This is a genomic window from Gemmatimonadaceae bacterium, from assembly GCA_036496605.1.
Taxonomy (GTDB): domain Bacteria; phylum Gemmatimonadota; class Gemmatimonadetes; order Gemmatimonadales; family Gemmatimonadaceae; genus AG2.
This window is the reverse complement of record DASXKV010000033.1, coordinates 39,553-51,650: the sequence shown is the minus strand read 5'-3', so window position 1 is coordinate 51,650 and position 12,098 is coordinate 39,553. Positions and strand designations below refer to the sequence as shown.

Below are 12,098 nucleotides of genomic sequence, written 5' to 3'. Positions count from 1 at the left end.
ATTAATTGTTGGGCTTGCCATGGCGCCGAGTGACTGAGTCGTTAGGCGCAGAGTCCAGCGCGTCGCCTGAGCCGGATGACCGGCGCACCTCGGAGGCGCGACTGCAAAGGGGTTCCAGTTGTTCGGCGGATAGCAGCTCCCAGTGGTCTGGGACGGGAGCGAGTCGACGAAGACAGCCGGTCATCGACTCGAACGTCAGCCACCCGTTCCTCATCTCGCCGCGCAGCGCCGCACCTGCGAGTGGCACGTTATTCCAAACCTTCCAGACAATGCCGAGCGAATCGACGAATTCCCGATAACCCATCGGCGTCCTCCACGCAGGAAATCGGACAGGAGCAAGGCGGGGACCAAGACGTTGAGTATTTCCGAAAAACCGTTACGCGGCAGCGAAAAAGGACGCACCACGGCAGCACGGAGCGTGAGCGTTTATCAACGTTGCCATGTGGAGAATGGCGTGTTGCATAACGCACCAGGCCATCGTGCGCGCCTGATGAAAGACGTCAATACCGAGGTCGGGCCGCGTATCGTGCGCAGCGCACGGCGTAATCGAGTGGGCGAGTCACCCCTGGTACGTCTTCTGCCAACCGTGAGCGCCCGACGGTCATCTGGATGGATGGGATGGGTGGTTGCCGGGCGGTGCAGAAGTGAGGGTCGTTGAATGGTTCGCAGCGTTGGGTGCGGCCGGCATCCTGCTGGTGTGGATTGTCTACCCCGCGATCATCGGCCTCCTGGCCAAGCGGTGCCGTTGCCCCGAAGCAACGCATTCGTCTCGAAACGAAGCTCCGCCGTCGGTCTCCGTGATCATCGCGACACGCGACGACCCCGTCGTCGTGCGCGAGCGCATCATCGATTGTCTGTCGGCCGCGCACGACGCCCATCGGCTCGAGGTGATTGTCGGACTCGACTATGCGGCGCCACCGGTTGCGACGGACGAACTGGCGATCGCGCCCACTGTTCGCGTCGTTCGCGGGGACATGCCGGGCGGAAAAGCGGCGACACTGAACGCTGCCGTCCGCGCCGCGCAGGGCGATCTTCTGCTATTCACAGACTCTCAACAACGATTCGAGGCCGGGGCCGTGAGCTGCCTGGTGGCCGCGTTTGCTGATGAGCACGTCGGCGCCGCATCCGGTCGGCTCGAGCTCTCCGAGAAGGCACAGCGCTCACCCGTTGGGCGTTACTGGTCGTACGAGCGCTGGCTGCGCCGTTGCGAGGCGATGATCAACTCGTGCGTCGGCGCCACCGGCGCGATCTGGGCTCTTCGTCGCTCGCTGTGGACGCCGCTCCCACCGTCATTGATACTCGATGATGTGTATGCGCCGATGCGCGTCGTCCTCTCGGGGCAGCGAGTCGTCTTCGTCGACGAAGCGCGCGCGGTCGACCTCAGACATTCCGCGCCGCGACAAGAGTATCGGCGCAAAGTGCGGACATTGACTGGCGTTCTCCAACTCTGCTGCTGGTTGCCGCAACTCCTCGTTCCCGCGCGCAATCCGATCTGGGCGCAATTCGTCTTCCACAAACTTCTTCGACTTCTGACGCCGTACTGGCTCATCGGTCTTGCCGCGTGGGGCAGCGTGTTCCTCATCCGGTGGATCGAATCGAATCCGATCGCCACGGGTGTACCGCTTTGTATGCTGGCGGCCCTGAGCACGATTCAGAGATCGAAAACCGCACGTGTCATTCGCTCCGGTCTCGTCTGGATCGCAATGTTGCAAGCTGCCGTCGTCGTCGCGGCCGTGAATTCGGCGCGACGGCGGTGGGACGTCTGGAGCGCCTAACGATCCATGTCGAGCGCCGTGATCTCCCAGTCGTGAATCGCGTTGACGACGTCGGTGCCGGCTGGTGTGATGCCCTTACCAAAGACCGGAACCAGATCGTCGCGTGTGCGAAAGCCAGTGCGCCGTAGCTCGTGGGCGAGGTCGGACTCCTGAACCGCTTCCACTTCAAGACGGTGCCCGCCGCGTTCTCGCGCCACCTTCAGCAAGCCCGGAATCAAAGGTCGAAGCGCGACGTTCTCTCGACGACGAATCGCCCAGACATGCACGACCTTTCTTTCATCGGGCCCTTGCAACAGCACGGCGGCGTCCGGGTCCCGCGCCTTGCGATGGCTCGGTAGCCGAAACTCGCACCATACGTAATCCGACCCTGGGTAGCCGTGCAGCCGACGTCTATATAAGGAGTCCGAGTGATGTGGCTGCAGGCGACTCGACGTTCCGATTGACTCGGCGATCCGGCTCACGTCGTACATTCTCGAGTCGATAGCCGCGCAGCGCGCGGCGAATCCAAGACGAAGACGAAGCGCGGCGCTGTACACATGGGCCGCAATCGCACGAGAACGCGCGCTGTCACTCAGCGGAATGACGAATCTGTCCAATGCGCCGATCTGCTCGAGCCCCGCTGCCTTCGACACGACGGCAGCCGATGGCTGGGGATCCGTATATAGGAAGTCCAGCTCCGCTTCCCGCGTGACGTCCTGGACGAGCTGTTTCACGAGCGACACCGTGGGGAAGAACCAGCGATAGTTCTTCGACGCCACGGTGTTCGCGAGCATTCCACCGCGTACTGTTCGTCCACGAAATTGGAAATCGTGAGGGCAGAGCGTGCAGTTCAGCTGCACATGACCCGTGTCGTCGACTCCTATCCAACTCGCCCCACCCCGGCGCGCCACTTCCGGATATGCGGAGTCGACAAGGGTGGCGAGTGCCTGATTCTCGTTGGCGAAGAAGGACCTCAGCGAGTCGGCAACGTCGAGCGGATTGACGCGTTGAATTCTGAGCACTGGGGGTCGTGAGCGTCCACGGACCGAAGGGAAGTTCGTGGCGGACTGGGGTTGCAGATCGCATGCCGCCGTCATCCTTACCGGCGAATCCCAACGCGACGCCGATCATGCTGGCCGCTTGGCGTGCTGGCCCAATTGTCGCGTGAAGGTGCTCGAGCTGGCCGTTCTGCGGCACTATCGATGAGTATGCGCTAAACCCGACCTCGTCATCGGTCGCTCCGATAGCCGATCGTGCTGCTGCTGGTGGTGAGTGGCGTTATCGTAATCGCATGGCGAAGACCCTCACGTGTCATTCGACTGACATTGTCGGTAGCGGCGCCAATCTTGCCATCACCGGCCGCTGTCCTCGTGCGAGTCCCGACGACGACCAGTCGTGCCGCGTGTAGAGGCCATGGACCCTGTTTCCACATCACGAACGGTTCGGAAGCGCGAACCCATCTCGGCGCCCAGCGTCACGTCGCCGATCGCCCCCGTGCGGGAAAAGCCGCATCAGGGATGGGATTGGGATCAACTCCACAAATCGGCGAGTCGTATCTCGTGGACGCGGTATCTCGCCGCACTGCGCCGCTATAAATGGCTGCTCGCGCTGGTGATTGCGGCCGCGATTGGCGGCGGCATCGTTGCTTCGCGCTTCATCAAGCCCACCTACGTCGTTCATTCGACAATCTGGATCACTCCCGATTCCCGCCAGAACGACCGGGCCGCACCCATTCGTGGTGATGAGGTCATGCATGCTGCCGCCTGGCCCGAGCTGCTCACCAGCTTTGCGATCCTGGAAAAGGTTGCGCGGCGGCTGACGCTTTATGTCACGCCGTCGTCGGCACCGGATTCCGCGGTGTTCTGGGATTTTCGAACGCGCGAGAAGTTCACGCCGGGCGAGTATGTGCTGAAGGTGAATCCGACTGGTCGCGTTTACACGTTGTCGTTCGCAAAAGGACCGCGCGTAGAGACCGGCGTTGTTGGTGATTCCGTGGGTCGCCCGGTCGGTTTTCTTTGGGCGCCGTCGGCAGCGGCGCTCAGTCGCGGGCGCACGGTCCGCTTCACACTCGTCACGCCGCGCACGGCGGCGCTGGCGATGCGTACGAACCTAACGAGCTCGTTGCCCGAAGGGAGCAATCTTCTCCGCGTCGCGTTGACGGGTACCAGCCCGCAACACCTCACCGCCATCATGCAGACGCTCGTCGATGAATTCGTCGCTGCCGCCGCTGATTTGAAGAAGCGCAACCTCGTCGAAGTCGCGGGAACGCTGAACAAACAGCTCGACGTTGCCGCGAAGGACTTGCACGACGCCGAAAACGCACTGGAAGCATTTCGAGTTCGCACCATCACGCTCCCATCCGAGACGCGAGCCACGGCGCGACCGATTCAGGGCACCGACGGTCCCGACGCGCACACCGCGGCCGCTGGTGACGACCGCACACGCGATCCCGTGTCCGAGAACTTCTTCACGGACGAGAACACGTACGAAGCTGCGCGTCGCGAACGGTTGACCTTGGAGCGCACGATGTCGGCTGTGCAAGCGGGGACTCTCGATGCCAGCGCGTTGAGCATCGTGCCCGCCGCGAAAAGCGATCCGCAGTTGCAAACCGCGTTACGCAATCTCGCCGACGACGAAGCGAAGCTGACCAACGCCCGCAAGGAATTCACCGACGCGCATCCAACAGTCCGCGGCCTCAGCGCAGACGTGAAGGAGCTTCGTGAGCAAACGATTCCGCGTGCCGTCGACGCGTTGGTTACCCAGCTCAAGATGCAGGAGGGTGATCTTCAGGACCAGGTGCAGAGCACGGAACGCGAGCTGCGCGGCGTGCCGGCCCGCACCATCGAGGAAGCGCGTCTCCGTCGCAATGTCGCGACGAGCGAGAACCTCTACAATCTTCTCAAAAGCCGCTCGGAAGAAGCCAATCTCGCGGAGGCGAGCGCCGTCTCCGACGTGACCGTTCTCGACGCTCCCGTTGTTCCCGAGACGCCGACGAGTAATCGCGCGCCGTTCGTGATCGGCTTGGCCGTCATCATTGGCATCATCGCTGCCGGCGGCCTCGCGTTCCTCCTCGATCGGTACGACCCGCGGTTCCGATATCCGGAGCAAGCAACCGAGGAAATGGGACTCGAGATCGTCGGTGCAATTCCCGCCGTCAAGACGCACGGACTCCGCGCCGAGGCCGACGCCATGCAACTCGTCGAGGCGTTTCGCACGGTACGGCTGAGCGTGGCACAAGCTGCGGACCCGTCGGGACGCGTGCTCGTGACGATCTCGAGTCCAAACGCGGGCGACGGCAAGTCCATGATCTCCGCCAATCTCGCGCACTCATTCGCGGACGCTGGCTATCGCACGCTGCTCGTCGACGGCGACATTCGCCGCGGTGAACTGGACAAGCGTTTCGAGCTTCCCCGGTCGCCAGGACTGCTCGACTATGTCACGGGCGCGGCGACCCTGGAGCAGACGCTGCAAACGACGACCAATGAAAAGTTGTGGATCATGACGCGCGGAACGCAACAGGCGCGTGGGCCGGAGCTCCTCATGTCGCCAGTCGTCCCGGACTTGATGACGGAGCTGCAACGGCGCTTCGAGGCGGTGATTGTCGACTGCTCCCCGTTAGGTGCCGGTATCGATCCGTTTGTCCTCGGCACTGCAACGGGCAACATGTTGCTCGTATTGCGGGCTGGTGAGTCGAATCGGAAGCTGGCGGAAGCCAAGCTGAAGCTGATTACGCGCCTGCCAATCCGGCTGCTCGGCGTCGTGCTGAACGACGTCCGGATGGCCGGCGACTTCCAATACTACTCGTATTCGTACTCCGATCAGAAGGAAGAATCGAAGCTTCCCGCTCTGGAAACCCAGCTCGATGAATTCGCTCGCCGCTCCGGGCTCCTTTCACTCGAGCGCTGACCACAACGACGCCTGCCGGAGTCGCCCACTCTCGGTTTTCGACGGTTCAACGTGATGTAGGGCACACAGCTTGTAGTCTAACGCGGTTGCATCCGACGCCGGATAATCACGCAGATGTACAACAACACGCAGGCTTCGCAATTCGCTTGGCGAGAATCAGTGCTTCTCGCGGTCGTTCGCGTCTGCGTCATTCTCTGGTCAGTCGTTGCGCCGACGGGTGCAATTGCACAGCAAGGCGCGCGGGCGGGGACGGCCGATGGCGATGTGCGGCGGCTGCCTCTCCACAATGGCGATTTCCAATCAGGCGACCGCATCATCGTCGTGATGCGGGGTGATTCGATAAGCGTCGACACCGTTACCGTGCAGTCTGACCGGACAGTGGTCTTCCAGAAGCTGCCACCGATTTCTCTCGACGGCGTGCTTCGGTCACAAGTTCAGTCGTATCTGGGTCAGCAGATCGGACGCTACGTGAAGCGCGAGGTCGTGCGCGCGACACCGCTTGTGCCGGTCGGAGTGCTTGGGGAGGTCGTACATCCGGGTTACTACCGTGTTCCGCTGCAAATCACGTTGGGCGATCTGCTCATGGTCGCCGGCGGTCCGTCACCACAAGCGGACTTGACGCGAGTTCGCGTTCGCCGCGGTCAAAGTACTCTCATCGACGAGCACACAATCCGCGACGCGATGGTGCGCGGGTTGCCACTCGGCGCGCTGGGAATCGACGCTGGCGACGAGGTTGTTCTGACGCCAACGCGACAACGAAACTGGATTCTCATCACGCAAATTGCCGGAGTGGCGACGGGCCTACTACTGACTCTTCACTCTTTGAAAGCCTTCTAAAGTACCGGACACTGGAACGCCGGGGGAGTCAACCGTGGATAGTGGGGCGACGCGGCCGCACGCCGAAGCGCAGGAGCAACTCGTGCAACAAGCAGAAACAGCACCTCCCGCTCCGACCGATTCTGCTACTCTATTTTTGATGGATGCCGCGGCGCTGCCGGCCGCGTCGCCGGCTGACAGCGGCGACATCGCCGCACCGCTCACACCGGATCCGCTCGCACCGGATCCGCTCGCGGCGGATCCGTTCACGCTGGCGCCGCCGCCTCCGTTCGCCGTCGAGGCGCTCGCACGGTATCAACGCCTCGAGCGTCTCGTCAACATCGTCGTCGCCGCAGTTGCGCTGATAGTCGCCGCGCCGCTGATGCTGGTCATTGCGCTCGCGATCAAGCTGACGTCGAAAGGACCAGTGCTCTATCGGCAGCCGCGGATCGGTCTCGACCGACGGGGCGTACGTTTGCACTCGCGGCGGCGCACCGATTCGCGTTGGCATTTGTGGGCGCGATTTCTCGCGCTTCACGACGACCTGCGCGCACAGGACCTCGGCGGAGAGGTCTTCATGATTTACAAGTTTCGCACGATGTGTGATGCCGCAGAGTGTAACACCGGCGCCGTGTGGGCGGTGAAGGACGATCCGCGCAGCACGCGCATCGGTTGCTTCCTTCGGAAATATCGGCTGGACGAGCTGCCGCAGTTGTTCAACGTGCTCCGCGGGAACATGAACATCGTCGGTCCGCGACCGGAGCGTCCAAGCATCTTCGCGCGACTCGCCGCGGAGATCGAGGACTATCCGTTGCGACAGCGAACGAAGCCGGGAATCACAGGCTGGGCGCAGATCCACCTGAAGTACGATTCATGCGTCGATGACGTGCGCAAGAAGGTGCGATACGACCTGGAGTATCTGCGCCAGAAGAGTCTCACGCGTGATCTCAAGATCATCGTGAAGACACTGCCGTCCGTCTTGTTCAAGCGGCGCGGTTGGTGAGCGGCGCCGCCGAGACACTCGGTGCGGCGATCGAGGTTGGCGAAGGGTCGCGTCGTTCACCGCACGCGGGCATGCCGAGGCGCGTTCGGGTCGCCTTCTGCATCGACAACATGGGGATTGGCGGTACCGAGCTGAACGCGCTCCGGACGGCGGAACGCCTCGACCGATCGCGCTTCGATGTGTCCGTCGTGTGCTTGCAGGGTCAAGGGCCGTTGCTCGCGCGCTACCGGGAGCAGGGTATTCCCGTCCTCACGCTTCCGCTTGGGCGACTCCATGGGATCACGGCGCTGCGGCAGGGGACGCGCCTGGCGCGTCATCTCGTTAGGCAGCGCATCGACATCGTTCACAGCCACGACGTCTATAATAACATCTTTGCGACGGCCTGGGCGCGTGTCGCGCGCACGCCGGTTGTCATCGCGAGCCGACGGTGGTGGGACGATGTACCGCGGACCGCGCTCCGCGTCGTCAACAAGTACGCGTACCGGTTCGCCGACTGTGTGATTGCCAACAGCCAGACGGTCGCCGACCTCGTCGTTACCGAGGATCGCGTTCACAGCGAGCGCGTCGCGGTCGTTTCGAATTTCGTCGACGAATCGGCATTCGTGCCGCCTGCTCGGGACAGCAGTGCCGGCAGTCTTCTCGCCAACCTCGGCGTGCCTGGCGGATCACTCGTGGTGGGTTGTGTCGCCGGTTTGCGGCCGGTGAAAGACCATGAATCCTTGATCACGGCGATGGCGACTCTGCGGCCGCGCTGGCCGTCGCTCCGTCTCGTGCTCGTCGGGGAGGGTGAGGCGCGGCGCTCATTGGAGCGTCTCATGCGGCAGCTCGGTCTCACCGAGGTCGTGCACTTTGCCGGTTTCATACCTAACGAGCACAATCTGCATCATCTGTTCGACATTTCCGTCCTCTGCTCGGTGACCGAGGCATTTCCGAACACGATCGTCGAAGCCATGGCGGCCGGCACGCCCGTCGTCGCGACCCGCGTCGGAGGCGTTGTCGATGCGGTCGTCGACGGGGAGACGGGCTTTCTTGTGCCGCCGGGGCGGCCGGCCGCGGTCGCCGCGGCTATCGAGCAACTGCTCGTCGACCCAATCCGTCGGCGAGCGTTGGGCGAGGCCGCGGCGCGACGCGCACGCACACAGTTCCACGCGAATCGGGTGCTTCCGTCGCTCGAAGCGCTGTACGATCGACTCCTCGCGGCGCGCACCCGCTGATGCAGCATGGGTCTGACGCGATCGGCGAGCGCACGCCGCGCTCCAGCGTCGATTCACTTGCGACGTCGGCTCCAACGGCGAATCGGTGGGCCTCCCGGGTCCAAGCCGGCCTCGCTTCGCCCGATCCGAGCACGTCCAGTAGTGGTCTCCTTGCCGGCGTCCAATGGACGATCCCATTCGTCGCCTTTCTTGCCTACATCTTCGCAATCACAACGTACCGATTGCCGATCGGCAGCGTGGGAATCATCGCCGGCCTCGTCGGCTTGGCGCTGCAATCTGAGCCGCGTCGCTTTCCCTGGATGCTCGTATGGTTCGGGGCGTTCATTCTCTGGTGCGCTGTTGGCTACGTGCGCAGCCCGTATCCGGAGAGGACGTGGGATGGGCTGATGGATCTCGTGAAGCTCTGGGCGATCGTGCTGGTGGGCGTGAACGCTTTCCGTTCGCGAGCGCAGATCCGGCTTTTCACCGTCTTCTTTCTCACTTGCTTCGCGCTCTTTCCATTGCGAGGAGCATTCGAGAATTATTTGCTGTTCAACTACACGACCTTTGGTCGGGCTATCTGGAATCATGCCTTCGAGAATCCAAACGACCTTGCGGCAATTGCGCTGCTGCAACTCGCGATGGTCGCGGCGCTGCTTCCACTCGAGCGGCGCTGGTGGATACGACGCGCGGCGCAGGTTGGTCTCGTTCTCCTACCACTGCTGATCCTGATGACGCAGTCGCGCGCCGGATTCATTGCGCTGACGCTCTTTTGCCTGTGTTGCATCGGTGTCCAGTGGCGATATCTGCTAAGAATGATCAATCCGGCCCAACGGACCCGTCTCATCGTCATCGCGCTGGCCGTGATCGCCGCCGTGTCCTTCTTTGCGCCGAACGGTGTCTGGCAACGAGTGGCCGGTCTCAAGTACCTAACGAGCACGCAGCAGCTCAATGAGGTCGACAGCGAGGGCTCGGCACGACAGCGCTGGGAGATCTGGCGCGTCGCGAGCAAGATCATCGCCGAGCATCCCCTGTTCGGCGTTGGCGTCACCGCTTACCCGCTCGCGCATGTCGTGTACGCACGGGGCGAGGAATTTAACCCTACCGCGAATGGTGAACGCGACACCCATAGCACGATCCTGCATGTCCAGGCCGAGACCGGTGTGCCCGGGACGATTTTTTTTGTGGGCCTGGTCATCAGCGTCGTCGTCAGAGCCGAGCGCTCACGCCGCGCGGCGAAGCGGCTCGCCCCACGCCTCGCGATGCACCTGTTCTTCCTCGAGATGGGACTGCTCGCCTACTTCACGGCCGGGATCTTTGGCTCCTTTGCCTACGTGGCCTTCCTGTATATCCACCTGGCGCTCATGTGGGTGACGGCCGATCTCACGAGGCGCCAGCTCGCGCACGCCTCGGGCGTTCGCGATGCTCTGCGCTCCCAACACACCTGACGATCTAATCCGTATGCTCAATCCTCGACGGCTGCCTAACGCGATCCAGTCGTTGCTCGCGACCGCGGCGGTCGTGCTGTCGCTCATCGCGGCCTGCTCGCGGGGATCACATGCGGATTCCTCGGGTGACTTCGACGCTGACGGAGAAATGGAAGCGACGGGACAGGGCCGCGCCGCCGCTGACACCGGCCCGCCCGAACTCCCCCGCGTCTTCATCGACAGCCACCTGGCGCCGCCGACTGGACGCCGCGTCACGGTGAATGCCGGCGACGATCTTCAGCGCGCGATCGACGATGCGCTGCCGGGTGACGTTCTCCTGCTCGCCCCCGGGGCCGAGTTCGTGGGCTCGTTCACCCTGCCACGAAAGCGGGGAGACGGATGGATTACGATCCGCAGCGGGGCGCCGGATGCGGAGCTCCCACCCGAGGGTGAGCGGCTAACGCCGAAGTTTGCGTCCCGTTTACCAAAGCTGGTGAGCGGTTCTGAGGACTCACCCGCGCTGAGCACGGCTCCGGGCGCACACCACTATCGCCTGCTCGCGCTCGAGATCACCGTGCGCTCCGACGTGCGATCAAATGGGGCGATCGTCCAACTCGGCGGCTGGCGCGATCAAACGAGCATGGATGAGGTTCCACACCATCTGATCATCGATCGATCCTTCGTGCATGGACATGCGTTGCTCAACACCAAGCGGTGCGTTGCGCTGAACAGCGCCTATACGGCCATCGTCGATTCATATCTCGCCGATTGTCATGGCCGCGGATTCGATAGCCAGGCGATCGCCGGGTGGAACGGCCCGGGCCCTTACAAGATCGTGAACAACTACCTCGAGGGTGCGGGCGAGAATGTCATGTTCGGAGGAGGGGAGCCGGCAATCCGCGAACTCGTGCCCTCGGATATCGAGATCCGCCACAATCACTTTTTCAAGCCGCTAACGTGGAAGGGTGTCTGGACCGTCAAGAACATCTTCGAGCTCAAGAATGCACAGCGTGTTCTCGTCGAAGGCAACGTGTTCGAGAACAACTGGCTCGACGCCCAGGTGGGGTTCGCATTGGTACTCAAGTCAGAGAATCAGAGCGGTGGAGCACCATGGTCCGTCACCCGCAATGTCACGATTCGCTATAACAAACTTCTAAACTCTCCCGGCGGCGTGGACATCATGGCGACGGGAAACAACATCCGCGAGCCAGCAAATCGGATTCTCATCGCCGACAACTTCTTCGATTGCCGCGGGACCACCCAGCTCGGAGGGCTCGGCCGCTTGTGGCAGCTCGTGGAGGATCCATTCGAGATCGACATCGAGCACAACACCGGCTTCGCCGACACGACCGCCTTGATGCTCGACACTCGGCAGAAGAGTCGTGTCGTGGTGCGCGACAACATCGTTACGCGAGGTGTGTACGGTATCTCCGGCACCGGCCAGGGCGAGGGAAATTCGGCAATCAATTTCTATTTGCCTGGTGCGGTGATCACACATAACCTGCTGATTGGAAAGTCGAACGCCGAGTATCCCGCGGGCAATTTGTTCGTCGCTCACGCATCGGAAGTTGGCTTCGTGGATTTTGATCACGGGAACTACCGACTGAGTCGAACGAGTCGTTTCAGAGGCGCCGGCACTGACGGCCGTGACCTGGGCGCTGACTTCGATGCCCTGGAGAACGCAACGTCTGGCGTCGTGCTCCGGGACTCGATGTAGCGCGGCCGCGTGTGCTCCATCACAGCGGAAACGAGCACAAAATCGATTGATTTGTTGCACGCGAAGACGTGGCTTGGCGCTGACGCCGGCCTCGTCGGCCTCGCCAACGCCCGGGGTGATGCGTTAGGGCGTTTCTTCCGACCGTGCTGCGGGCAGTAAACTGGCGGGATCGCATCCCCTCCTCGAGGGTCGCGACAAAGGCAAACCCGGCGAAAGCCGGCGACGCAAAGCTCCGAGGCTACGGTGCGCATCGCGCGCTACGCCGGTCGAGCCGCCGAACGC

Annotated in this window: 9 protein-coding genes and 1 riboswitch; of the genes, 7 read left to right on the top strand and 2 right to left on the bottom strand. The window is 62.7% G+C overall.

Translation table 11 applies throughout. From position 1 onward, the window contains the following. Position 1: 1 nt before the first annotated feature. The gene (locus VGH98_12285) at positions 2 to 304 is read right to left on the bottom strand and encodes a hypothetical protein (protein ID HEY2376746.1); all 303 of its coding nucleotides are present in this window, start codon (positions 302 to 304) and stop codon (positions 2 to 4) included. Positions 305 to 644: 340 nt separating this feature from the next. On the opposite strand from VGH98_12285, the gene VGH98_12280 reads away from it, so the two are divergent. Further along, positions 645 to 1,775, top strand: coding sequence for a glycosyltransferase (locus tag VGH98_12280; protein HEY2376745.1), 1,131 nt, complete (start codon positions 645 to 647; stop codon positions 1,773 to 1,775). On the opposite strand, the gene VGH98_12275 is transcribed toward VGH98_12280, so the two are convergent. Further along, on the bottom strand, positions 1,772 to 2,776 hold the full coding sequence (locus VGH98_12275) for a hypothetical protein (protein ID HEY2376744.1): 1,005 nt from the start codon (positions 2,774 to 2,776) through the stop codon (positions 1,772 to 1,774). The two genes, VGH98_12280 and VGH98_12275, sit on opposite strands and share 4 nt — an antisense overlap. 391 nt (positions 2,777 to 3,167) lie before the next feature. On the opposite strand from VGH98_12275, the gene VGH98_12270 reads away from it, so the two are divergent. The 6 genes from VGH98_12270 (at position 3,168) to VGH98_12245 (ending at position 11,816) form a co-directional block, all read left to right on the top strand. Further along, positions 3,168 to 5,660, top strand: coding sequence for a polysaccharide biosynthesis tyrosine autokinase (locus VGH98_12270; protein ID HEY2376743.1), 2,493 nt, complete (start codon positions 3,168 to 3,170; stop codon positions 5,658 to 5,660). Positions 5,661 to 5,819: 159 nt separating this feature from the next. Then, a complete protein-coding gene (locus tag VGH98_12265; GenBank protein HEY2376742.1) occupies positions 5,820 to 6,497 on the top strand; it encodes an SLBB domain-containing protein in 678 nt (225 codons plus the stop codon). A 139-nt stretch (positions 6,498 to 6,636) separates the two neighbouring features. After that, on the top strand, positions 6,637 to 7,479 hold the full coding sequence (locus VGH98_12260) for a sugar transferase (GenBank protein HEY2376741.1): 843 nt from the start codon (positions 6,637 to 6,639) through the stop codon (positions 7,477 to 7,479). Next, positions 7,476 to 8,693: a glycosyltransferase gene (locus tag VGH98_12255; protein ID HEY2376740.1), complete on the top strand. Its 1,218-nt coding sequence runs from the start codon at positions 7,476 to 7,478 to the stop codon at positions 8,691 to 8,693. Before VGH98_12260 ends, VGH98_12255 begins: the two co-directional genes overlap by 4 nt. Continuing rightward, positions 8,693 to 10,120 carry an O-antigen ligase family protein gene (locus VGH98_12250; GenBank protein HEY2376739.1) on the top strand — a complete coding sequence of 476 codons (1,428 nt, stop codon included), beginning with the start codon at positions 8,693 to 8,695 and terminating at the stop codon, positions 10,118 to 10,120. Before VGH98_12255 ends, VGH98_12250 begins: the two co-directional genes overlap by 1 nt. Before the next feature lie 13 nt (positions 10,121 to 10,133). Then, on the top strand, positions 10,134 to 11,816 hold the full coding sequence (locus VGH98_12245; protein ID HEY2376738.1) for a hypothetical protein: 1,683 nt from the start codon (positions 10,134 to 10,136) through the stop codon (positions 11,814 to 11,816). 189 nt (positions 11,817 to 12,005) lie between these two features. After that, a riboswitch (cyclic di-GMP riboswitch) is annotated at positions 12,006 to 12,095 on the top strand. Positions 12,096 to 12,098 lie beyond the last annotated feature (3 nt).